At 63.8% G+C, this 23,906-nt stretch carries 21 protein-coding genes; 6 read left to right on the forward strand and 15 right to left on the reverse strand.

The window, feature by feature from the left end; genetic code table 11:
• Positions 1-249 precede the first annotated feature (249 nt).
• The 3 genes from H5P29_RS29365 to H5P29_RS29375 all read left to right on the forward strand — a co-directional run bounded on the left by H5P29_RS29365 (position 250) and on the right by H5P29_RS29375 (position 3,090).
• On the forward strand, positions 250-1,134 hold the full coding sequence (locus H5P29_RS29365; RefSeq protein WP_154384436.1) for a carbohydrate ABC transporter permease: 885 nt from the start codon (positions 250-252) through the stop codon (positions 1,132-1,134).
• Complete coding sequence (locus H5P29_RS29370; RefSeq protein WP_067967215.1) at positions 1,134-1,955, forward strand: carbohydrate ABC transporter permease; 822 nt, start codon at positions 1,134-1,136, stop codon at positions 1,953-1,955. The genes H5P29_RS29365 and H5P29_RS29370 overlap by 1 nt, the downstream gene beginning before the upstream one ends.
• A 73-nt stretch (positions 1,956-2,028) precedes the next feature.
• Entirely contained in the window at positions 2,029-3,090 is a 1,062-nt protein-coding gene (locus H5P29_RS29375) for an ABC transporter ATP-binding protein (RefSeq protein ID WP_154384435.1), read from the forward strand.
• A gap of 95 nt (positions 3,091-3,185) precedes the next feature.
• On the opposite strand, the gene H5P29_RS29380 is transcribed toward H5P29_RS29375, so the two are convergent.
• From H5P29_RS29380 to H5P29_RS29435, 12 genes are all read right to left on the reverse strand, one after another.
• Positions 3,186-3,869 (reverse strand): class II aldolase/adducin family protein, encoded by a 684-nt coding sequence (locus tag H5P29_RS29380; RefSeq protein ID WP_067967210.1) that lies wholly within the window; start codon positions 3,867-3,869, stop codon positions 3,186-3,188.
• A 3-nt stretch (positions 3,870-3,872) separates the two neighbouring features.
• Entirely contained in the window at positions 3,873-4,190 is a 318-nt protein-coding gene (gene rhaM / locus H5P29_RS29385) for an L-rhamnose mutarotase (protein ID WP_154384434.1), read from the reverse strand.
• Positions 4,191-4,202: 12 nt separating this feature from the next.
• Complete coding sequence (gene rhaI, locus H5P29_RS29390; RefSeq protein ID WP_154384433.1) at positions 4,203-5,492, reverse strand: L-rhamnose catabolism isomerase; 1,290 nt, start codon at positions 5,490-5,492, stop codon at positions 4,203-4,205.
• A gap of 22 nt (positions 5,493-5,514) precedes the next feature.
• The gene (locus H5P29_RS29395) at positions 5,515-6,351 is read right to left on the reverse strand and encodes a TIGR01459 family HAD-type hydrolase (protein ID WP_154384432.1); all 837 of its coding nucleotides are present in this window, start codon (positions 6,349-6,351) and stop codon (positions 5,515-5,517) included.
• Positions 6,351-7,628 carry an FGGY-family carbohydrate kinase gene (locus H5P29_RS29400; protein WP_154384431.1) on the reverse strand — a complete coding sequence of 426 codons (1,278 nt, stop codon included), beginning with the start codon at positions 7,626-7,628 and terminating at the stop codon, positions 6,351-6,353. The genes H5P29_RS29395 and H5P29_RS29400 overlap by 1 nt, the downstream gene beginning before the upstream one ends.
• Position 7,629: 1 nt before the next feature.
• Positions 7,630-8,691, reverse strand: coding sequence for a class II aldolase/adducin family protein (locus tag H5P29_RS29405; protein ID WP_154384430.1), 1,062 nt, complete (start codon positions 8,689-8,691; stop codon positions 7,630-7,632).
• Positions 8,692-8,796: 105 nt separating this feature from the next.
• Positions 8,797-9,903 (reverse strand): substrate-binding domain-containing protein, encoded by a 1,107-nt coding sequence (locus tag H5P29_RS29410; protein ID WP_154384429.1) that lies wholly within the window; start codon positions 9,901-9,903, stop codon positions 8,797-8,799.
• 58 nt (positions 9,904-9,961) lie between these two features.
• Positions 9,962-10,909, reverse strand: coding sequence for an ABC transporter permease (locus tag H5P29_RS29415; RefSeq protein WP_154384428.1), 948 nt, complete (start codon positions 10,907-10,909; stop codon positions 9,962-9,964).
• A gap of 1 nt (position 10,910) precedes the next feature.
• Entirely contained in the window at positions 10,911-11,915 is a 1,005-nt protein-coding gene (locus H5P29_RS29420; RefSeq protein WP_154384427.1) for an ABC transporter permease, read from the reverse strand.
• Positions 11,912-13,426, reverse strand: a complete 1,515-nt coding sequence (locus H5P29_RS29425) for a sugar ABC transporter ATP-binding protein (RefSeq protein WP_154384426.1) — start codon at positions 13,424-13,426, stop codon at positions 11,912-11,914. The genes H5P29_RS29420 and H5P29_RS29425 overlap by 4 nt, the downstream gene beginning before the upstream one ends.
• A complete protein-coding gene (locus tag H5P29_RS29430) occupies positions 13,423-14,832 on the reverse strand; it encodes an FGGY-family carbohydrate kinase (protein ID WP_154384425.1) in 1,410 nt (469 codons plus the stop codon). The genes H5P29_RS29425 and H5P29_RS29430 overlap by 4 nt, the downstream gene beginning before the upstream one ends.
• The gene (locus H5P29_RS29435) at positions 14,829-15,605 is read right to left on the reverse strand and encodes a DeoR/GlpR family DNA-binding transcription regulator (protein WP_067968385.1); all 777 of its coding nucleotides are present in this window, start codon (positions 15,603-15,605) and stop codon (positions 14,829-14,831) included. Before H5P29_RS29435 ends, H5P29_RS29430 begins: the two co-directional genes overlap by 4 nt.
• A gap of 234 nt (positions 15,606-15,839) precedes the next feature.
• Between H5P29_RS29435 and H5P29_RS29440 the strand changes: the two genes are divergently transcribed.
• Entirely contained in the window at positions 15,840-17,942 is a 2,103-nt protein-coding gene (locus tag H5P29_RS29440; RefSeq protein WP_154384424.1) for a bifunctional rhamnulose-1-phosphate aldolase/short-chain dehydrogenase, read from the forward strand.
• Positions 17,943-18,034: 92 nt separating this feature from the next.
• A complete protein-coding gene (locus tag H5P29_RS29445) occupies positions 18,035-18,436 on the forward strand; it encodes a sugar-binding domain-containing protein (protein ID WP_083948807.1) in 402 nt (133 codons plus the stop codon).
• A 205-nt stretch (positions 18,437-18,641) separates the two neighbouring features.
• Here H5P29_RS29445 and H5P29_RS29450 read toward each other — a convergent pair whose 3' ends face one another.
• The gene (locus H5P29_RS29450; RefSeq protein WP_154384423.1) at positions 18,642-19,628 is read right to left on the reverse strand and encodes a methyltransferase; all 987 of its coding nucleotides are present in this window, start codon (positions 19,626-19,628) and stop codon (positions 18,642-18,644) included.
• Between the two features lie 230 nt (positions 19,629-19,858).
• On the opposite strand from H5P29_RS29450, the gene H5P29_RS29455 reads away from it, so the two are divergent.
• Entirely contained in the window at positions 19,859-21,112 is a 1,254-nt protein-coding gene (locus H5P29_RS29455) for a site-specific integrase (RefSeq protein ID WP_067967163.1), read from the forward strand.
• A gap of 261 nt (positions 21,113-21,373) precedes the next feature.
• Here the strand turns inward: H5P29_RS29455 and repC are convergent, their stop codons facing one another.
• A complete protein-coding gene (repC, locus tag H5P29_RS29460) occupies positions 21,374-22,582 on the reverse strand; it encodes a plasmid replication protein RepC (RefSeq protein ID WP_067967161.1) in 1,209 nt (402 codons plus the stop codon).
• A gap of 259 nt (positions 22,583-22,841) precedes the next feature.
• Complete coding sequence (gene repB / locus H5P29_RS29465; protein WP_067968382.1) at positions 22,842-23,897, reverse strand: plasmid partitioning protein RepB; 1,056 nt, start codon at positions 23,895-23,897, stop codon at positions 22,842-22,844.
• Between the last annotated feature and the right edge of the window lie 9 nt (positions 23,898-23,906).

Below are 23,906 nucleotides of genomic sequence, written 5' to 3' on the forward strand. Positions count from 1 at the left end.
CAGCACCAGGCCGTCGCCGGCCACTCCTACAGGTTCGGGATTTCGGCACTTCTCCGCGCTTCTATGCCCCTGGTATGGCCGGGCGATCCTGGCATCCGTTTTGCGCCCACGGGTCCGAGGTGTCGAATCCTGAGCCCGTCCAGGTGCATGCCCCCGACACGACCGCCGCTTCGGGGGTCGGCCAGCCACCATTGCTTCCATTGGAACGCCGGCCTTAAATCCATTGGAACGCCAGCCTTAGATCGATTGATGACAACGCTTTCGCAACGCGCCCCCTCGTCCGAATTCCGTCTGCTGGCAGTGCCACTGGTGCTGTTCCTGCTCGTCTTCCTTGGCTTCCCGGCTGTCGTCAATCTCGTCTACTCGGTGTCCGAGGTCAGTTTCGAGACCCTGCGCAGGCCTGAGATCACGGGTTTCTCCAACTTCGCCGCCGTCTGGAACGACCAGTCGTTCTGGCAGGCGAGCTGGTTCTCCCTCCGCTTCGGCCTTCTGACCGCACTGCTCGAATGTGCGCTCGGCCTTTTCCTCGCCATCTTCCTGTCGCCGCTCATCGAAAAGCGCAGCTGGCTGATGGCGATCCTGATGTTGCCGTTGATGGTGGCGCCGGCGCTCGTCGGCCTGATGTACCGCCTCGTGCTGCACGAGTTCGTCGGCCCGGTGCCCAATTATCTCTGGACCTGGTTCGGCGCGAGCTTCTCGTTCCTCGGACCGGGCTCGGCTTTCTGGACGCTGGTCGTCGTCGAGACGCTGCAATGGACGCCGTTCGCCTTCCTGTTGTTCTACATGGCCTACCAGGCCATCCCCAAGGAGATCGTCGAGGCCTCCGCCATGGACGGCGCGCGCTACCGCCACCGTCTCTGGTACATCGAACTGCCGCTGATGGCGCCGACGATCGTGGTTGCCCTGCTCATCCGCTTCATCGATGGCTTCCGCGTCTTCGACAATGTCTATGTGCTGACAGGCAGCGGCCCGGGCGGCTCCACCGCTTCACTGTCGATCTATATCTACGAAGCCTTCTTCAAACAGGGAGCTATCGGCAAGGCGGTCGCGGCTTCGGTCATTCTGTTCGTGGTGTCGTTTGCCGTGCTCTACGGCCTCAACGCGCTTGCCGCCCGTCGCAAGGGAGCCCGCTGATGATCAACGCCCTCCGCTGGATCGTCTTCGCCATCGCCGCACTGGCGATGAATTTCCCGATCCTCGTCACGCTGTCGACCTCGTTCAAGAGCGCGCGCGAGCTGTCGACCAATCCGGGCCTCTGGGTCTACGCACCGACGCTCGAAAACTACGCCACCGTGTTTACGGTGTCCGACCGGTTGAACATTTTTCTTTATCTGGTGAACAGCGTGGCTGTCGCGGCCCTCGGCACGCTGCTTGCGGTGGCGCTGGCTTTGCCCGCTGCCTATGCGATCGCCCGCGGCAAGCTCGGCGAACGCACGCTGTTGCCGCTCATCGTCAATTTGCGCGCCGTGCCGCTGATCATTTTCGCCATTCCGCTCTACATGATGTTCCAGTGGCTTTCGCTGCTCGACACGCGCCTCGGCCTCGGCCTGATCCTTGCCATCGTCAATCTGCCGCTGGCGCTGGTCATCCTGGTCAACGCCATCCGCGACCTGCCCGGCGAACTCGACGAGGCGGCACTGATGGACGGCGCCACGCGTTTCCAGATCCTGACCAGGGTGATTGCGCCGCTCTGTCGCCCGGCCATCGTCACCAGCCTGATCTTCGGCTTCATCACCGCCTGGAACGAGTTCCTGTTCGGCCTGATGCTGACCACGTCCAAGGCCGTGCCCATCACCGTCGGCGCTTCGTTCTTCTTCGCCGCCAGCGGCGGCGGCGTGCAGTGGGGCGTCGCCTCGGCCGTCATGATCGTCGGCGCCCTGCCGCCGATGCTGCTCGGCCTCATCATGTATCGCCAGATCAGCGGCTCGATGACGGCAGGCGCGGTCAAGGGCTGAACGCATATCAGCCCGAAAATCCCGTGATTTTCGGCATGCGCGATGTGCAGAAGAGAGTTTCCAGGAGGATTCTATGGGTACGATTTCGCTCCAAAAAGCAGGCAAGCGTTACGGCGGCACCGAGATCATCAGGGATCTCGACCTCGACATTTCAGATGGCGAGTTCGTCGTCATTGTCGGCCCATCCGGCTGCGGCAAGTCCACGCTGCTGCGCATGATCGCCGGCCTCGAGGAAACCACCTCCGGCCACCTTTTGATCGACGGCCGCGACGTCACCAGGGCGCCGCCGGTCGAGCGCCAGCTTGCCATGGTGTTCCAGTCCTACGCGCTTTATCCGCATATGACCGTACGCCAGAATATGGGCTTTGGGCTCAAGCTGGCGAAACTCTCACCGGATGCGATCAAGGCCAAGGTCGACCAGGCCGCCGACACGCTGAAGCTCACCCATCTGCTCGAACGTTACCCGCGCCAGCTCTCGGGCGGCCAGCGCCAGCGCGTCGCCATCGGCCGCGCCATCGTGCGCCAGCCTGTCGCCTTTCTGTTCGACGAGCCGCTGTCCAACCTGGACGCAGCGCTCCGCGTCGACATGCGGCTGGAGATCGCCAAGCTGCACCGCTCGCTCGGCGCCACCATGGTCTATGTCACCCACGACCAGGTCGAGGCGATGACGCTGGCCGACCGCATCGTCGTGCTCAAGGAAGGCCGCGTCATGCAGCACGGCAGTCCGCACGAGCTCTACGAGCGGCCCGCCAATCTGTTCGTCGCCCAGTTCATCGGCAGCCCCAAAATGAACGTGCTCGCCTGCGCCCCTTCAGGTGACGGCAAGCTCGACCTGTCCGGGCAGGGCGCGCTGTCCCTCACCTTCGCTGGCAGGCCGACCCAGCTCGGCGCCCGCCCCGAGCACCTGACGCTCGTCGCCCCCGACAACGGCAACTGCCGCGGCACTGTCGAGGTCGCCGAATATCTTGGCGGCAACACCAGCGTCTTCGTCCGAAACGATCAGCTTGGCCTGATCAACGTCAATGCGCCCGCCGACACCCCAGTCCGGATCGGCGAGACTGTCGGCATCGCCATCAACGGCAAAAGGGTATCGCTGTTCGATGCTGACGGTGCGGCCATCGCCCGCGCGGCCTGACCGCCCATTCGGCTTGCGGCAGGCCGGCGTCAGCCGCGAGTCGGTGTGTCCGTCTCGCTCGACATACTCGGCGAGTACCTCAGCCGAGATGCCGCTCAGCCCTCGCGTGGACGCGCCACGTCGTTGGTGCCTTCGGCGTCGGGTGCCAGGCCATAGCTCATGCGGCGCATCTGATCGATCACCCTCCCCATCTCCTCGTCGGAAAGGACCGGCGGCTCACCGAGCATTAGCGCCTGGACATACATGCGCGACAGCGTCTCCACTTCGATCGCCAGCCACAGTGCGTGTTCGAGGTTGGTGCCGAGCGAGATCTGGCCGTGCTGGCCGAGCAGGCAGGCGAGCCGATCCTTCAGCGCAACAAGCGCGTTGTCCGACAGCGCCTGGGTGCCGAAGGTGGCATAGGCGGCACAGCGGATGGTGGTGCCGCCGGCAACGCCGGTCATGTAATGGAACGACGGAATGGTCCTGTGGTGGCAGGCGAGCGTCGTCGCATAGACCGAATGGCAATGCAGAACGACGCTGATGTCCTCGCGCGCCTTGAGTATGTCGCGGTGGAAACGCCATTCCGATGACGGGCGGCGGCCGACATAGGTGCCGTCGAAATCCATCTCGACGATGTCATCAGGGCCCATGATATCGTAAGGCATACCCGACGGGGTGATGAGGAAGCTGCGGCCCGACCGCACCGAAAGGTTGCCTGCCGTGCCCTGGTTGATACCGCTCGAATTCATGCGCCGGCAGATCGACACCATCTCCTCGCGCAGTGCCTTGTCAGTCATTGTCTACTCCAGATGAAAAACCTTGCGCAGCGGCACGACCAGCGGCTCGTCGCGGTCGGTGTACTGCATGATGTCGGCCATGAAGTCCCACCAGCGGCGGTTGACCTCGGTTTGCGGCAGCCTGTCCATATCGTGGTCATCGGTGCGGACCAGCGTGGCGAACAGGTGATTGGTCTCGGGATCGAGCCAGATCGTGTAGTCGGACACGCCCGCTTCGCGTAGCGCAGCACTGAGGTCCGGCCAGATCTCGTCGTGGCGTTTCTCGTACTCGGCGGCCTGGCCCGGATTGAGGACCATGCGGAAGGCGATGCGCTCGGGCATGTCCTGACCCCCTCAGACGATGCCGCCGCCACCGCCGACCGACGCCGGCCGCTCGGCCGCGACCTTCTGGCGGTAACCGCTGGCACGGTAGGCTGCGACCGGATCGATGGCGCCGCCCCGGTTCAGCCGCGCCATGGCAAGGATCGGCTCGACATCAGTACGGTAGGCCGCCTTCAGCGTCTGCGTCGCCATCAGTGCGTCATTGTCTTCCTGAAAGCCTTCGAGCGCCTTGCGGTCGACCAGCAGTGCGGCGGCATAGGCCCGCTGAACCTCGACGGCCGACAGCATCAGGCTTTCGATCGGGTCGGTGACGTTGTGGCTCTGGTCGAGCATGTGCGCAGGGTGAAAATCCTTGGCGCCGGAAAGCTCGGCGTCGACCAGTTCGTTGAAGACTAGGAACAGGCGATAGGGGTCGATCGATCCGGCATCGAGATCGTCGTCACCATATTTCGAGTCGTTGAAGTGGAACCCACCCAGCTTGCCGAACTGGATCAGCCGGGAGACGATCATTTCGATGTTGACGTTGGGGGCGTGATGGCCAAGGTCGACGAGGCAATAGGCCTTGTCGCCCAGTTCCTTTGATATGATGTAGTTGGTGCCCCAATCCTGCACGACGGTCGAATAGAAGGCCGGCTCGTACATCTTGTGCTCGGTGAACAGTCGCCAGTCACCTGGCAGCGCCGCATAGATGTCCTTCATCGCGTCAAGATAACGCTCGAAAGCCCGGGCGAAATTGACCTGGCCGGGGAAGTTCGAGCCATCACCGATCCACACCGTCAGCGCCTTCGACCCCAGGGTCTTGCCGATTTCAATGCACTCGATGTTGTGCTCGACCGCCTGGCGGCGGACGGCTGGGTCGGCGTGGCTGAGCGAACCGAACTTGTAGGACTGCCTCTGCCCCGACGCGTCGGAGAAGGTGTTCGAATTCATCGCATCGAAGCCGAGGCCGAAACGGGCCGCGGCCTGCTTCAACCTGCTGGCGTCGGCCTTGTCCCAAGGGATATGCAGCGAGACGGTCGGCGTCGCCCGCGTCAGCTGGTTGATGACGGCGCAATCCTCGACCTTGTCGAACACGTCGCGCGGTTCGCCCTGGCCGGGAAAGCGGGCAAAACGGGTGCCGCCGGTGCCGACGCCCCAGGACGGGATTGCGACGCCGAAGGCCTCGACCTTGGCAAGAATGGCATCGATGGTGATGCCGCGCCGGTCGAGCTGTTCTCCAAGGGCGTCATAGTCGGTGCGCAGGGCCCTCTCTCTGACGGCATTGCTGTTTTCGACGGCGCCGCCCGATATCATCGTTTCCATCATATCCTCCTCCCGCGCGGGCTCACCACGCAAATGTCCGCACAAGAAAGTCCGGGATAGCGGCATGTTCAGCGAACAGCCGTTCACGCTCGGTCTGACTGCTCGTCTCGAGAACGCCGGTCATGACAAGGGCGGTCCGCAGCCCAGCCCCTTGCCCACCTGATATGTCGTGCTCGATGCTGTCGCCGACGCAGACGACGCGCACCGGGTCGGGATTGCCAAGCATGTCGAGCGCAGCAGCGTAGATTTCGGGAAACGGCTTGCCGATCCAAGTCACCGCACCGCCAAGCTCGGCGTAGAGTTCGGCGATGCGTCCGGCGCCGAAGCGCGGTCCGACCGAGGTCAGCATGATCTTGTCGGGGTTGGTGCACAGGCACCTTGCGCCGCGCTCGGCGGCGGGCTGGAGCAGCCGGCGGTAGTGGTCGAGCTCGAAACGGTCGCCCTCGCTGGCAGAGAGCAGGACGATGTCGGCCTCTTCGCCGGTTTCGACCAAGGTCAGCGGCAGGTTTTCGACGGCGGACCGGTCGCCATCGCGGGCGATGAGCAGGCAGCGCAGGCCTGCTTCGCTGCCGAGCTGCTTGCACAGGCTCTGCCAGGCGACCTCGCCCGAGGAGAGAAAATGATCCCAGCTGCCGGGCACGAAACCGAGCCTGGCCAGCCGTGCCTCGTTGGGCGCCGAACGTTTGCCCGAATTGGACAGAAGCAGCGTCCGCTTGCCAAGCTCCTGCAGCCGCACCAACGTCTCGACCGCGCCAGGGTAAGGCGCCACGCCGTCGTGCAACACGCCGAACTGATCGAGGATGAAGACGTCGAAGCGCTCGGCCAGGTCGTGAATGCCTGCAAGCTGGAGGGCGGACATCACAGGTCTCCCACGGCTTCGAGGCCGATGAGCGCCAGTCGTGCGGCGCCGGCGGCGGCCTCCTGGGAATGCGCCGGCAGGAACGGCACGCCGAGCCTGTTCTGGCGGATCGCGGTCCAGGCTGGGTTGGATGCCCCGCCGCCGAGGCTACGCATGGACTGCAGAGGCGGTGCACCGAGTTCGGCCAACCTGTCATAACCGAGCTTCTCGATGGTGGAGATGCCCTCGAGCATGGCTTGCAGGAAGCCCGCATCATCGGCAGGGGGCGGCGTGAGCCTTGGCGGCCAGGCGGGATCAAGCACCGGAAAGCGCTCGCCCGGTTCGAGCAGCGGGTAGAAATCGAGACCGGTCGAAACATCAGGGTCGATGGCGGCGGACAGCCGTACGATCTCATCTGCGGAAAAGAAGTGGGACAAGACTTTGCCGCCGCTGTTGGAGGCGCCGCCGGCGAGCCACATGCCATTGAGGCGGTGGCTATAGATGCCGAATTCGGGCGCGAAGATCGGCCGGTCACACAGCAGCTTGAGCGTCAGCGTCGAGCCGAGCGCCGTGACGCCGTCGCCCGGCCTGTCGGCGCCGGTCGCCAGGAACGAGGCGCAACCATCGGTGGTGCCGGCGATGATCTCGACCTCTTCGCTCAGGCCGAGGGCCTTGGCCATGGCTGGCTCGATGGTTTCGATCGGCGCGCCCGGCGCCACCACGCGTGGCAGAAGTGCGGTCCTGAGCCCAGCTGCAGCGAGCCAGTCCGGCCAATGCCGGTCGATCGGATCGTAGCCGGTCTTCAGCGCATTGTTTTCGTCGGTGGTACCGAAATGGCCGGCGAGGCGTCCCGCGATCCAGTCGGCCTGGTGCAAGATTTTTGCGACGCCGGGCACGGATTGGAAGACCAGCGCCTTGGCCAGACCCGACGTGGTGCCGTGGGCCGCGCTTTCGGCCGGGATGACGGCGGCGATGCGGGCCAGCAACGCCTCATCACCGACCTTGTCGTCATACATCAGCGGTTCGGCGAGCGGCACACCCTGGCCGTCGACAGGCAGCAGCGTGCCGGAGGTGGCATCGACGGCAATGGCATGGACCCAGGTGCGGTCGACCTGGACAAGCACAGCCTTCAACGCCACCTCGACAGCCTGCCACCAGATTTTCGGGTCGCGCGGGTTGGCGCCGAAGTCCGCGAGTTTGGCCGCGCCCTGCGCCACGATCTCGAAGCCGGGCGTCATCACCACGGCGCGCGCACCTGACGTGCCGAGGTCGATGCCGATGGCGAGCGGGGTACTCATCTCAGGCGATCTTCTTGGCCGCGGCCTTGCGGGCGAGGTCCTGCCGGTATTTCTCGGCATCCCAGTCGGTCAGCTGCAGATGCTCTTCCGGTGTCAGCACCCGTACCGGCGCATTGTCCGGGACGCGTGCCAGGACATCGGCGAGGCAGCGGGCCATAGCATCGGCGCCCGGCGTCGCATCCCTGCGCATCAGCATACCCGTTCCGGGAAACAGGATCGAGACCGGCGACGTGCCCAAGCGTGCGACCACTGCAGCGACGTCTTCTCCGTCACGGGCGATGACTGAGCCGGTTCCAAGGAAGATCACGTGGTCCGGGTAAAGGCTGCCCTTGGCCGCCAGGTCGAGGCTCACGGGGTCGGTCGCAGCGGCATGCGCGGCATCGGCCGACGGAAGGCGATAATTCGTACCGTCGGCGAGTTGAGCGAGGCGAGCAGCATCGAGCGCAGGAGCGCTGCGCGGTGCCACCCGCAGCCTCGCCTTGACATCCTCAAGCGAGGCCTCAGCCCCCGCCACCGTATCGGCCGCGACGACGAGACCATGATTGCCAAGGATCAGCACGTCGGGCCTCTGGCCGCGATGTTCCGAGATGGCGAGCGCCAGCGGCAAGCCCGGCCGCGCATAAGGCACACAAGCCCAGTTCAACCCGGCGAGGCGCGGGCCAACCTGTTGGACGCAGTCATCGCGCACGGCCTGCGCAATGGTGTCGACGCAATGAACGTGCAGCACCACGCGCTGCGGCATCAGCGCATGCACCGTCGTCTCGATGGACGGGCGCAGGCCCGAGCTGTTGAGAGCAGCGATGGTGAACTGATGCGCTTGTTCGGCAGCGGGATCGATTGCCTCGACGGCCGCGATCAATGGCGCCATTTCCACCGGCACCATGATGTCGCGCTCCAGCGCATGCGCCAGCCAGGTGCCGGAGGCCTTGATCCAGAGCGTACCGCCGACCTTGAGCGAGGTGTTGCCGCCTGCGCCCTGCGTCAGCAGCGGGTCGCCGCCGATGCGGGCAGAGACGGCTTTCAGCTGTTCGAGTTCGGCTTGCCAGCCGGCCGCTTCTGGCATGGCGACGGTCCTTTCAAATGCGGGGTGAAGTTGGCCGGCAGCGCACTGCCGGCCAACCCCGAAATCAGAAGACGACCGGGGGGATGGCCGTCTCCCGTTTCGATCTCAGAAGTCGAAGTTGCCGATGTTGTCCTTGTTGAAGACGGTCGGTGCGCCGAGCAGAATTTCCGAGCCGTTGATGACCGAGAGATCGCCCAGCTTGCCGGCTTTCACCGAGGTCGCACCGGGAGCCAGCGTGCCGTCGGCGACCGCACGCAGCACGTAGGCTGCGGCATAACCGAGGTCGACCGGGTTCCACAGCACCACCGACTTGACGCAACCGGCGCCGACATAGGGCTTCATCGCATTCGGGGTGGCGAGGCCGACGACGGCGACGCTGCCGCACTTCTTGGCCTGGGTCACGGCGTCGGCGGCGGCCGGCGTCGCCACGCTGGTCATGCCGAAGATGCCCTTCAACTCGTCGCCATACTTGTTGATGAGCGTATTCGACTGATTGAAGGACAGGATATTGTCTTCCTGTGCCTCGACCGTCTCGAGCCACTTCATCTTGGGATGGCACTTGGTCTGGTAGGCTGCCATCTCGGCGATCCAGCGCGCCTGGTTGGGCGTGGTGAAGGTCGAGGTGACGATCGCGAAGGCACCTTCATCGCCGATCTCGGCGGCCATCGAGTCGACCATCGCCTTGGCAATGCCGTTGAACTCGGCCTGGTTGACGAACCACTGGCGAGCGTCAGGCGACGAGTTGGCGTCGTAGCCGACGACGTTGATGCCGGCGCCGAGCGCCTTCTTCAGCACGGGGGCGATGGCGACCGGATCGTTGGCGGCGAACAGGATGCCGTCGACGCCCGAGGTGATGTAGTTGTCGATCAGCGTGATCTGGTCGTCGATATTGGCCTTGGACGGACCGTCGGTCTTGGCGTCCATCGAGCCCATTTCCTTGGCGGCGTCGGCAATGCCCTTGGACGTGGCGTTGAAGTAGCCGATGCCGACCAGTTTCGGCACGTCGACGACCTTGATTGTCTTGCCTTTGCGGTCGGGCGCGTTGGTCGGCTGGCCGCCATCATAAGGCTTGGCGGCAGCGGTGGCCGGCGTGGCGTCGCAGGCCAGCGGGTTGGTCGGCAGGTCGTCGCCGCCCGTCCAGACAGACTGGGCATTGCTGAGGCTTGTCGAGAACGACAAGGCCAAGAGCGCGGAAAGTACTACGTTACGCATTCCATCCTCCATTGATCGTCCGGACACTGTAGAGCGGCAGTGAAGGACGTTGCTCTCCCTAGGTTCGAGTGCCGCTCCTCTCGAAGAGGTTGCTGGCGAGGATCGCCAGTATAAGTACCGCGCCGATCAGCATGATCGTGCCGTCACCCTTGATGCCGGCAAGTGACAGGCCGTTCTTCAGCGCCTGGATCAGGCAAAGTCCGATGATGGTGCCGATGATCGTTCCGCGCCCACCGAAGATCGAAGTACCGCCAAGCACCACCGCGGTGATGGCGTCGAGCTCGATGCCTGTGCCCATGTCGGAGCGCGTCGTGGAGACGCGGGAGACGAAAATGACGGCTGCCACCGCAGCCGCAAAGCCCGAGGCGGTGTAGAGCGCCAACTTGGTCTTCTCGACCGACAGGCCGGAGAAACGGCTGGCGACCTCGTTGGAACCGACCGCGTAGACCGTGCGGCCCCATGTCGTATAGGCAAGGATGACCGAGGCAACGACGGCCGCAAACAGCAGGATCCACAGTTGCGTCGGCACGCCGAGCACGTCCTTCTGACCCAGCACGTAGAACCATTCGGGATAGCCGCGCACCGAGCGTGCCTGGCTGATACCCTCGGCGAGGCCGCGATAGAGCGCGAGCGTGGCCAGCGTGGCGATCAGCGGTGGCACGCGGAAGCGCGTGATGATGACCCCGTTGACGAAGCCGGCAAAGGTTCCCGCTGCAATGGCGGCGGTAGCCGCCACCGGCAGCGGCAGGCCGACATTCTGCCAGAACACGCCAGTCAGGATCGCCGTCAGGCCAAGGATCGATCCAACCGACAGGTCGATACCGCCGGTAGCGATGACGAAGGTCATGGCGATCGCGATCAGCCCGATCTCGGTCATCAGCCGCCCCTGGTTGAGCAGGTTGTCGATGGTGAAGAAGCGGTCCGACTGGAACGACAACACGATCAGGACGACGACCAGCAGCACGGCCAGGAAGGTTTCGTGACGGATGAGGGATTTCAGCTTCATCTCATGCCCCTCTGCCGCGACGGCGCAGCATGTCGGCCAAAACGGTTGCCAGGATCAGCAGGCCGATGACGGCGCGCAGCCAGTAGGCCGAGACGTTGACGAAGATCAGCGCCGATCCGATGGTGGCGAACAGGATGGTCGCCAGCGTCGAGCCGATCACCGTGCCCGAACCACCGAGGATCGACACGCCGCCAATGACGGCAGCTGTGATGACGGTCAGCTCGAGATTCGGTGGTACGGTCGACTGGATGACCTGCAACTGGGTGGCGAACAGGATTGTTGCAAGACCGGCAAAGGCGCCGTGGATGACGAAGACGGCGACGGTTCGGCGCGCAATCGGAATGCCGGTCGCAAGGGCCGCTTCGGCGTTGCCGCCGATGGCATAGAGCGAGCGACCGAAGGCGGTGTAGCGCATCCAGAACGCAGCAAGCAGCGTCAACACCACCATGAAGACCAGCGGCACCGGCAGCCCGAAGATCTGCTTCTGGGCGATCAGGTAGTCGGGCGGCAGGTCGGTGATCCAGGTGCCGCCGGTGACGCTGATCAGGCCGCCGCGAAGAATGGACAGCGCGCCGAGCGTCACGACGATGGATGGTATCCTCGCATAAGCAACGAGGATGCCGATGATGGCATTGACCGCCATGCCGACAACCACCGGCGCCAGCCAGGCGAACCAGATCGGATAGCCCGCGACCGCAAGCGACCCCGAGATTGTCGCGAGCACGCCGATCAGCGCGCCGACCGAAACGTCGATGTTGCCGGTGACGATGACCATCGCCATGCCGATGGCGGCAACCGCGATATAGGCATTGCCGGAGAAGATGGTGGTCAAATTGTTGGCGCTGATGAAGCGCGGATTGACCATCGTGACTATGGCGAACAGCATGACGATGGCGGCAAGCACCACAATCTCCTGGCCGTACTCGGCGAAAAGCCGCTTGAAGAAGCCGGGGCGCTGAGGGGCCGTGCGTGAGCGGGCGGTCGCTTCGACTGTCGTCGTCATCATGCCGCCTCCCCGCTGCGATGCGCGGTCATGGCGGCGCCGACGCGCTCGGGCGTGGCGTCGGCGCGGTCGATCTCGCCGGTGATCTGGCCGCCGCTGATCACCAGCACGCGGTCGCTCATGCCGAGTACCTCAGGCAGCTCGCTCGAAATCATGATGATGGCCACGCCCTGTTTCACGAGCTCTCCCATGATGGTGTGGATTTCGGCCTTGGCCCCGACATCGACGCCGCGCGTCGGTTCGTCGAGGATCAGCACCTTGGGCATGGTCTCCAGCCATTTGGCGATGACCACCTTCTGCTGGTTGCCGCCAGAGAGTTCGCCGACCGGCTGACCGATGTTGCGGCAGCGGATGCTGAGCCGCTTGACCGCGTCCAGCGCGCGCTGTGCCTCCTCGCCGGCCTTGATGAAAATGCCCGACGACAGCCGCTCGATGGTTGCCATCGAGACGTTCTTGCGGATGGCCATGGCCTTGACGAGACCCTGCAGGCCCCGGTCCTCCGGCACATAGGCGATGCCCAGATCGCGCGCCTGGCGTGGCGATCCGATGCGCACCGCCTTGCCTTCCATTTCGATCTCACCCGACGTTGCCGGCGTCATGCCGAACAGGGTCAGTGCAAGTTCGGTTCGACCGCTGCCGACCAGACCGGCAATGCCGAGGATTTCGCCGCGCCTCAAAGCAAACGAGATGTCGCGCACATGACGGCCGTGATTGAGCTTCGTCACCCGAAGCACGGTGCCGCCGATGCTGGCTTGCGCTTTCGGGAACAGGCTTTCGATCGAGCGGCCGACCATCATCGACACGAGCTGGTTCTCGTCGACCTCGCCGATGTCCCTGGTGGCGACATGGGCGCCGTCGCGCAGCACGGTCACGCGATCGGCGAGCGCAAAGATCTCGGGCATGCGATGGCTGACATAAACGATGCCGACTCCACGTTCGCGCAACTGCCTGACGACCGCCATAAGCCGCTGGACATCGGACTCGACCAGCGACGCGGTCGGCTCGTCCATGATCAGGATGCGGGCATTCTTGCTCAGCGCCTTGGCGATCTCGACGCGCTGGCGCTGGGCGACCGACAGGCTCAGAACCTTGGTGTCGACGTCGAGGTCGAATGTGTCGAGCTGGTCGAGCAGATCGCGGGTACGGCGGCGCACCTCGGCCCAGTCGATGATGCCCGTGGCCGTGCGCGGATAGTTGCCGAGGAAGACGTTTTCCGCCACCGACAGCTCGGGGAACAAAAGCAGCTCCTGGTAGACGGTGGCAATGCCCGCCGCGCCGGCGTCGCGCGTCGTGGAGAATTTCAACTCCCTGCCGTCGACGGTGATGGTGCCGGCGTCGGGCGTATAGAGGCCGGACATCATCTTGATCAAAGTCGACTTGCCGGCGCCGTTTTCGCCCAGCAGCGCATGCACCTCGCCGGGGCGGACGTCGAAGCTGACGTCCTTCAGCACCTTCACGCCGCCGAAGGACTTGGACATGTCGGTGAGGCTGACATAGGCGGTCGAATTGCTCATCGGCTCGCCTCCTTCGCATCAGGCCTTGCCGCCCTGGCAGCGGCGCGCGCGCCGTCGGCCAGTTCGCGCCAGCGAGCGCGGTAAGTGTCGAGACCGGGAATCTGGCTCGCCGACACCGGCACGGTCTCGTCTCCGAACGGCTTCAGGCCAAGCGCCTTGAAGGCCAGTGCCGCGGCGCCCGTTGCCGACCCTTCGCTCATCATCGAACGCACGACCGTCTGCGTCGGGCGTAATTGCGCCAGCATGGCGGTGAACAGGTCGATCTTCGCCAGGCCACCGTCGATGACCAGGAGATTTTCCGACTTGATCAGGTCGAGCGACAGGTCGGTCATCATGGCGACATAGAGTGCGGCGACCGCCGCCCTCTCCTCGCCGCTGACGTCGCCGCCGACGATATGTCCCTTCGTCTCGGGGAAAGGTCCGCCGGCCGCCCATGACGGTATGGCGAAGATGCCACGCTCCATCACGTGCTCGACTGCGACCTGTGAGATCGACTTGTTCCAGTTGCCGCTGATGAGGTCGTATTCGCGCCCGCCCATGAAGCGCAGCGACGGCGCCGGTTCACCATTGACCGTCACATTGGCGATCATGTCGCGCTCCTGGTCGAGCGCGCCGAGCGGACAGTCGAGATTGATGATGATGACCCAGGTGCCGGTCGAAACCAGCGTGAAGTCGTGCAGCCCGGTCATGCGGTAATAGGCCAGCGCCGCGTTGGAATCATGCACGCCGTTATGCACGGCGATCGCCCGGGTGCTGCCATCCGCCATGGTGACGCTGGCCTCTCCGACGATCGCACCTGCCGGCGCTATCGCGGGGAAGCGATCACGCCAGCCGAGCCGCTCGACCAGCGAGCTGTAGTCTCGCTCGAGCGGTGCCCAAAGCTGGCTGTGCGCACCGAGATAGGACCATTCGGAAAGCTTGCGCCCGCTGAAGCGCCAGACCCAATATTGCGGATAGCACAGGATCGCCTCCGTGGAGGCGAACGCTTCGGGTTCTTCGACCTCAAGCCAGTAGATATGACGGGCGATGGAGAAACCCAGCGGCAGCCAGGGCGTGTAGGTCTCGGAGAAGTCTGGCAGGATCGGGTCGATCTTGCCGGCAATCGCCTCCGGCAGTTCCTGCTCATAGTCCAGGATCGGATGCAGCAGCTCATTGCCGCGCACCAGCGCAAAAGCGCATCCGTGAGCGGAGACCATCATCCGGGTCACGTCATGGGCCGCTGCAACCTCGGCCAGCTCATGGTTCATCCAGGAAAACAGGCGCTCGTCGTCGAGCACGCTCTTTCCGCGATAACTATGCCAGTCCGGCTTGGTGCGGCGTTCGTCGAGCAGCGTGCCATCGGGCGAGAACACGAACAGCTTGGAGTTCGTCTTGCCGAGATCGAAGACCGCCAGCGCCCCGCTCATGCCCCGCCCCCGTTGGACGCGATGCGCAGTGCGATACCCGCGCCCTCGAGCATCTTGGCATGCTGGTCAGACAGGCCGTCATCGGTGATGACCATGGCCAGCCGTGTCAGCGGCAGGGCGACGTTGCGCGCATGGATAGTGAACTTGCGGCTGTCGGCGAGGACGACGATCTGGTCGGCGTTGTGACTGAGCTCCTGGATCGAGCGCACCATCAGCGGATGCGATTCGAGCAGGCCGTCCGGGCTTATGCCCTGCGCGCCGAGGAAGAACTTGGAGGCATAGAAATTGATCGGCTGCGACGGCGAATAGATGACCCTTGGCTCGCGATGCAATTCGCCGCCCGCCAATGTCAGGCTGCACTTGCCGTGCTCGCCGAGATAACCCGCCAAAGGCATGGAGTTGGTGAACAGGCGGACATTGCGGTCGGCCAGCTTGACGCCGAGATGGAAGCAAGTCGAACCGCCGTTGACGATGACCGCGTCTCCGTCCGCAACCATGGTCGCGGCCAGTTCGGCGATCAGGCGCTTGGGCTCGACGGCCAGATCACGGTTCTCGTCATAAGGCCGCGCAAAGGCCGTGCCTTGCGCCGCGCCATCAAGTGCCGAGATGCCGCCATAGACCTTGCGGGCACCGCCGGCCTCGTCGATCTTGTCGATGTCACGCCGCACGGTGGCTGCGGAAACGCCTAGATGCTCTTGCAGATCACGCACCGACGCAAAGGGCCGGTCGCGCAAAAGCTCGACGATCTGTCGCTGGCGGACCAGGTCGTTCACGAAAACACCTCCCATGGCTTCGCGAAAAGGCAGTGCCATGAGCTAACTTACGCAAATCCAGTCGATGCGCAAGCGAATTGTGACGAAAATAGCTCATATCGCGCTGCAACTAGATCATGATGCGCCGCACAATGATCAACTTCAATCTTTTTGCGATTGACAAACCGCATGGCTTGGCCTGATTTTACGGGCAAACGAGAGCGGCGCCCGATCTCGCGCCGGGAGGAATCCGACATGCCCGACACCAACGCCACGCGGCTTGCAAATCTGTGGGACGACGCCAGGGCGGCCGCCATGAGCGAGCCGGAGCGGCTGGTCTATCGCTCCAACATCCTGGGCTCGGACAAGCGTGTCACCAACTATGGTGGCGGCAACACCTCGTCCAAGATCATGCAGAAGGACCCGCTGACGGGCACAGAAGTCGAGGTTCTGTGGGTCAAGGGTTCCGGCGGCGACAGCGCGTCGATCAAGCTCGACGGTTTCGCTACCCTCTATATGGACAAGCTGCGCGCGCTGAAGGGGCTCTATCGTGGCCTTGCCCATGAAGACGAGATGGTCGGCTACCTGCCGCACTGCACATTCAATCTCAACCCGCGCGCTGCCTCCATCGACACCCCTCTTCACGCCTATGTTCCAAGGGCTTACGTCGACCACATGCATCCCGATGCGATCATCGCGATCGCGGCCGCCAAGGATTCACAGGCTCTGACATCAAGAATCTTCGGCGACGAGATCGGTTGGCTGCCGTGGAAGCGCCCCGGCTTCGAACTCGGGCTCTGGCTCGAAAAATTCTGCCTGGAGAACCCTTCGGCCAAGGGCGTCGTGCTCGAAAGCCATGGCCTGTTTACCTGGGGCGACACGCCCAAGGCGTGCTATTCCACCACCATCGACACCATCAACAAGGCGATCGGCTGGTTCGAAAGCGAGGCAAGGGGCAAATCGGCTTTCGGCGGCGCGGTCGCGACGTCGCTGCCGGCAGACGATCGCCGGGCTATCGCAGCACAGCTGATGCCGCGCATCCGCGGCATGATCTCGCAGCAGGGCGTGCGCAAGCTCGGTCATTTCGACGACAGCGATGCCGTGCTCGAGTTTGTCAACTCGCGCCATCTGCGCGATCTCGCGGCCCTCGGCACCTCCTGCCCAGATCATTTCCTGCGCACCAAGATCAGGCCGCTGGTGATCGACTTCGATCCTGCGAAGGCTGATGTGGACACAGTGATTGCAGCGCTGCCCAAGGCACTGGACGATTACCGTGCCGGCTACCAGGCCTATTACGATCGCTGCAAGCACGCAGACTCGCCTGCCGTGCGCGACCCCAACGCCGTGGTTTACCTGATGCCAGGCGTCGGCATGTTCACCTTCGCCGCAGACAAGGCAACGGCGAGGATTTCCGGCGAATTTTACGTCAACGCCATCAATGTCATGCGCGGTGCCTCATCGGTGTCGACCTATGTCGGCCTGCCCGAGCAGGAAGCCTTCGACATCGAGTACTGGCTGCTCGAGGAGGCCAAGCTGCAGCGCATGCCCAAACCCAAGTCGCTGGCAGGCCAGATCGCCTTCGTCACCGGCGGTGCCGGCGGCATCGGCAAGGCGACGGCCGTCAGGCTTCTGCGCGAAGGCGCCTGCGTCGTCATCGCCGACATTGACGAGGCCGCACTTGCCACCGCGCATGACGAACTCGGCAAGGCATTCGGCAAGGACTTCGTGCGCCCGGTCCGCCTCGACGTCACCGACGAAACAGGCGTGGCCTCGGCCTATGCCGACAGTGCGGTCGAATTCGGCGGCACGGATATCCTGGTCTCGAATGCCGGCATCTCGTCCTCGGCGCCGATCGAGGACACGGAACTCGCCATGTGGAACCGCAACATGGACATCCTTGCCAAGGGCTACTTTCTGGTGTCGCGCGAAGCGTTCCGACTGTTCAAGCAGCAGCAGATCGGTGGCAACATCGTCTTCATCGCCTCGAAAAATGGACTGGCCGCCTCACCCAATGCAGCAGCCTACTGCACGGCCAAGGCGGCCGAGATCCATCTCGCGCGCTGCCTGGCGCTCGAAGGCGCGGAGCATCAGATCCGGGTCAACACCGTCAATCCTGACGCCGTGCTGCGCGGCTCAAAGATCTGGACCGGAGAATGGCGCGAGCAACGCGCGGCAGCCTACTCGATGCAGCCCGACGACCTCGAGGAGCACTATCGCAAGCGCTCGATGCTGAAGCGCTCGGTCTTTCCCGAGGATATCGCAGAGGCGGTCTACTTCCTTGCGTCCGACATGTCGGCGAAGTCGACCGGCAACATCATCAACGTCGATGCCGGCAACGCACAGAGCTTCACCAGGTAGTGCTCGTTAGAATTCCCTGAGCCGGCAAAAGGGCGGCAAAAAAGTCAGCACCTGCCGGCTCCCGGTTTCGTGGGGGGTTTGACTGCGGTCGGATGACCGGAGTTGTGACCTGCCGCCTGGCAGCAGGTCATCGTCGATTTCAGTCGGGCATTTTCCGTCTCCAATGTTCGTCGGCCGGCTCATGCGGTCCTGACAGCCATGTCGTTCGTAGCGAAGTCGTGAACCTCGAGCAGCTCGACGCCTATCCTGCAAAAGGTGCACAGGCAGTCGTCTGCGGACGGTTTATCGAAGCGAACGGTCAAGCCATCCCCGGAGAGATCGACCATCGCATGATCGGCATCGCGCTCGACGACATGCGCGACAAGGAAATTGGCCTGCTCACCTCGTGCGGAACTGACAGGGTGCTTTCAATTCGCGCCACGCTTAATGGTGGATTTGCAACGCACCTGGCCACATGCGCGAAGACCGCTGAAGCGCTGATCGACCTGGCATAAGGCCGCAATTTGATCTGACGTTTCCGTGCTGTCGGGCCGCCAAATCCAAAACAAAGTGATTGGCTGGCGGGTAAGACGACGAGGGCGGCCCGGGTAGATGCTTGCACGCCGCGTTCCAACGTCACGTTCGGCGCCAGCTGCTGTCAGTCCGCGCTGAGGCCATGCAAGGTCGAAAGCAGGCCGATCAATCGTGAAAGCCGACGGATCAGCCCGCAAGGCGCGCTCGAAACAACGTGCAGCCGTCCGCCAGGCGCGACCTGGATATATCCCCGAATCCAGCCTCGGTCATCCACGCGCGATACTGGCCTTCGGTGTACGATTCGCCGTGGCGATAAAGGTTCAAGAAGGTGAGGTTCAGAAAGACACCTTCAGGCGGGCCGAGGCGGTCGTCGTCGACGACACCCCAGCCCGCAATCGCGATCTCGCCTCCCGGCGTGAGACAACGCGCCGCGTTCAGGATCGAACGGCGTGCCTGATCAGGCGGAAGGACCTGAACGACGGCTTTCAGGATCGCCAGATCGTGCCGACCGATTGATGGCGCAACGGTGATGTCCCCCTCTTCGACAACCACGTCATCGACACCGTATTCCGACAGGATTTCTGGCGCGGCCGCTGCAACCGTCGGAAGCTCCATCAGTGTCGCGGCGATCCGCGGCCATCGCTCGCGAAGCCCGACGAGGATGGTCCCGGGGCCCCCGCCAATGTCGATCACCGATCCGATCGCAGAGAGGTCAATCTCCTGGGCCAGGTATCGGCCGAAAATTGCGGCGCCTGGCGCCAGCTTTCGGCTGAAGGCCGCGGCGGCCTCAGGCCCCGCTTGCGAAAAGTCGTGCAGTGCAGCCGGCCGGCTCTGTCGCAGCGACTCTGCAGTCAGCAGGTCGGCTCCCCAGAGCTCGCGCAGAAGCGCATGATCACCACCACGATAGGTCTTCTTGGATGCGTCAAGAAAAGCCGACGCTTCGGCTCCATTTCGAAATCGACCATCCTCGACTTCGAGTAGACCGAAGCTGGCGAGCGCGTAGAGGAGCCGCGACAGACGATCGGGGGCGATGTTGAACAGGGTTCCGAGGCCGTCAGCCGTCAACGCACTGTCCCCGAGCTGGGTGAAGATGCCAAGGTCCAAACCGGCGCGAAGCGCCAAGGCGCGAGGCACCGCTGCGATCAGGTCGTCGATCCGGTCAGAACCTACCATCTCACGTCCCCTGCGCGAGCTAGGATCACTGTTGAAGCAGATCGGCAGATCGGGTTCAACCGTTGCAACCCTAACAAGCAGCGGCCAGAAATTGTGTCCCCAAAGCGAAGGGCATCGCATCTCAATTGTGCGGTTACGTTCGCTCTTGGCATCTAAAGCGCACAGCCTGTCGATCACGTCAAATGAACGATAATCTTGCCTTATCATTCATTTGATGGCCTACTGCCGAAATGGCCTCTAACGTCGAGCAAAATCCGGAAAACCATACCAAACTGCGTTCGCCTCGACGAGAGAGCACCTCTGAAAACGCTATTCTGGGTAAAAATCGCTGTCATGACGATGTCTCCGTCGATGACCTGCATGACATTGTCGATGTCGTGATGGCAATGGGCCGGCAGGCGGAGGCGGCCATCGAGCCCGGCGCTGTCGTCGGTGCCGACGGCGGAGGCACCTCCCCTGCCCTCGCGTCCGACGACGTCTCGCCCGTCCGCCGCCATCCGGGCCAGCTCGATGAGCTGGCCGAGCGTGCGCGCGGTTATGTCAAGGCGGCCAGTTCCGCCAACACCCGGCGCGCCTACGCCGCCGACTGGAAGCATTTTTCCGAGTGGGCCCGGCGCCAGGGTTTTGCCACCATGCCGCCGGATCCCGAGACCGTCGGGCTCTACATCACCGCGCTCGCTTCCGGCGCCGGCATCGGCGACAAAAAATCCGTGTCGACCATCGAACGACGGCTCGCGTCCCTGAGCTGGAACTATGCCCAGCGCGGGACAGAAAAGCTCGACCGGAAACACCGTGCCATCGCGACCGTCATGGCCGGCATCCGCAATGCCCACGCCCGCCCTCCCCGGCAGAAGGAAGCGCTCCTGCCCGAAGATCTGATCGCCATGCTGGAGACGCTCGACAGGGGGACCCTGTGCGGCCTTAGAGATCGGGCGATGCTGCTGCTCGGTTTCACCGGAGCGCTGCGCCGCTCGGAGATCGTTGGCCTCGATTGCGGCCGCGATCAGACCCAGGATTCTTCGGGCTGGATCGAGATCTTCCCCAGCAAGGGCATATTGGTCACCTTGCGTGGCAAGACCGGCTGGCGCGAGGTTGAGATCGGCCGTGGATCGGCCGACTCCACCTGCCCTGTCGTGGCCCTGGAGACCTGGCTGAACCTTGCCCGCATTTCCCATGGCCCACTGTTTCGCCGCGTGACCGGTCAAGGCAAAAAGGTCGGCACCGAGCGGCTCAACGACCAGGAAATCGCCCGTCTGGTCAAACGTACCGCCCTTGCCGCCGGCATCCGCGGCGATCTGACCGAGTCCGAACGGACCGGGCTTTTTGCCGGCCATTCGCTGCGTGCTGGCCTTGCCTCTTCGGCCGACGTCGAGGAGCGCTACGTGCAGAAGCAGCTCGGCCATGCCAGTGCAGAAATGACCCGCAAGTACCAGCGCCGCCGCGACCGCTTCCGCGTCAACCTCACCAAGGCGAGTGGACTCTAGCGCCCTCCCCTCCAACTCCGGAATTGGACGCATTTGAGAATGCCGCCCCTGTCACACAAAGCACCTCGATGAGATCCGCGTGCGATTGCCACGGCATATCAGTAGCCCGCCGAAGATCCCTCCCCAAGCAAATTGCTGTGCCTGGTAGAACGCGGCCCCGCTGCGGAGTTGTAGCTTCCTCTACCCGCCGCAGCTTCCCCAAGGCAGTGATCGATGTCCCGACCGGAATTCAGCTGCCACCCAGCTTCTGCCCGCCCGGCGTCATCCCGCTTTGGTCTGGGCCCCTCCCCTGCCGCGCAGCAGCGCCATGAGCACCGGCCCGATCGAGAATTCACCGGCCCGCGCTTTCGCCGTCAGGCTACGCAGATAGCCGCCCGGGCTGGAAATGGCCTCGCCCTTCTGCAGCATCGCCGCCACCATGATCGCGGCATCCACCGCCCCCATCGCCTCGCAGGCCTGGTTCCAGGCATCCGGACTGACGCCGAGCGCGCCGCGCACCAGATTTGCCGTTTCCACCAGATCCGCCCAGCCCGAAATGCCGTTTCGTGCGTAGTCCGCAATGTCAGGGCAGGCACGCAGCACCATGCCAAGCGGATAACCCGTTGGCGGCTGGCTCCTGGTTTCAGGTTTCACCGCAGCGGCCGTCCCTTGGCCTTTCTCGAGGCCGGGTTCAAATTCATAAGGGTGTGTATTTGAATTCTGTATGTGGCGCTCGGAATGGGACTCATTGGCGCTTGTTTCTTCAGTTTTTACGTGACTTTCCAGGGCCTTGCGTACCTCCTGGGCAAGCGCAGCCAGCTCGGCGGCAATCGGTTCGAGCTCAAGCCGGCTCGCCGTGCGTGGAATAGCCGCCACTATGTCACGATAACTGAGATGCAGGCGTGGCCAATCAGCCGCAATGCCCTCCTCGAGGCCGAATGCGATCATCTTGGCGATGTCACGACGCAGGATGGTGATGCGCTCGCGGACGAGCAGAAGCGACCGCCGCTCAGCCCTCACTGCCTCGGCCATGCGCTCGAATTCTTGGGCACGGGCCAGAAGCGGCGTCAGGTCGAAGCCAAAGGCCTGCTCGATCGCACCGTCAAAGCCTTTGCGGGCATAACGCTTGCCATTGGGGCTGTCGCGGCGCACCACCAGGCCACAGTCGACCAGCACCGAGAGATGCCGCCTGAGCGTCGCCGGCGCCATGCCATGCGCCCTCAGCGCCAGCTGGGCATTGGACGGAAACACCACCAGCCCCTCCCCTTCCACGAGATCCGTGTCGGGATGGAAGCTCAGCAGCGCGTTGAGAACAGCAAGGGCGCGATCGCTGGCGCCAAGCAATTGCTTGGCCTCGCAGACGGCACGGAACACCTGCCATTTGTTGGAGCTGGCGCCAGGCGCGCAGCTGTCGGCCGCCATCTGACCTGCCACCATGGCAAGCGACAACGACCGCCGCCCAAAGGGCGTCGTCGAGATATGCTCAGTCATCCTTGTTTTACCTCAGTCGAGGCAAGCCGAAGGCATTCCGGAACGCGTCCAGTGGTTGACAAGTCGGCCCGGAAATGATTCTCTCACAATTGCTACATTGATGAGGGCTTCCGGAATGGCGACGTTTCGGGGGCCTTTTTCTTGCCGATTATCCTTCTGTTTCCGATCCTCTACGCGTTGGAACCTACGCTTTACGCTCCATCACCCGCGGGTGGCGCTGCGTTGAGGCAAACGCCCGTGCCGCTGGCTGTGGACAAACCTAGCCTTGCCCGGCCGAGCGGCCACGCTCCTGTTCGAACCTCTCCAACAGCTTGGGCAACTCCTCATCGAGGAAGTCTGCGAACCCATCCGCTGCCTTTTCCAGAAAATCGATCCTGGCTTTGCCCTTGGAAACAGTCAGACTTGCAACCGCCCTGCCCTTGCCATCGCGGATTTCGCGCACGGCGCCGGCGATTGGCTGCGTCTTGCGCTGCAGGTGCATGAACAACATGTTGAAGCGTTCGTCGCTCGTTGCAGCAAGGAAGCGCTGGCTGGTGACCTCGTCGTCGGCCTTGACGCGAGCCGCCTCGCTCTTCAGCAGCTCGGCCAGTGCCATCCAGCGCGGACGGCCGATCTTGGGGGCCGCGCCGATCGCGCGTACGACCTGTTCAGGCACCGCGTCGGCCACCTGCAGGAAGCGCGTCATCTCGGCCTTGTGCAGCGACAGCGCGTCCTGAACGACGGCGCGCTCGAAGCCTCTGGCGATCAGCTCGTGGGCGAACAGCGCCCGCTCGATGAAGGAGAGGTCACGCCGCTCGCTGTTTTCCTTACCCTGGGCGAGCACCAGCTCGACGTCGGAGAGCGGCCGGACGATGGCCAGGACGGGAACGCCGAGCTTTCCGGCAGCGCGCACGCGGCGATGGCCGTAGGCAGTCTGGTAGCGCCCCGGCTTGTCGGGATGCGGCCTGAGCAACACCGGAACCTGCTGCCCAGACGTCTCGATGCTGCTGACCAGCGCGTCGAAATCCGGATCCTGCGCGCCATGGTCGAGCCGGTCGGCGACGAACGACGCCTCGATCAGTGACGCGTCGACCTGGCTTACACGCTCTGCGGCATCGAGGCTTTCCTTGAGCCTGCGCGCCTCCTCGATCTCCCTGGACAGGCCACCGAGCGACAGGCCCATGGCCTTGACGGCTCCAGAGGCGCTGCGCTGGCGCGCGGCATCCGGCTCAGCCGTTTTCGTCTCAGGCGCCTTCTCGGTCGGAGTTGCGGCCACAGGCGCCGGTTCGACCGTACCGAACAGCGCCTTGAGCTGATCCTTGCGGTTCAATGCCATGCCAGCCTC

This window comes from Aminobacter sp. MDW-2, from assembly GCF_014250155.1.
Taxonomy (GTDB): domain Bacteria; phylum Pseudomonadota; class Alphaproteobacteria; order Rhizobiales; family Rhizobiaceae; genus Aminobacter; species Aminobacter ciceronei.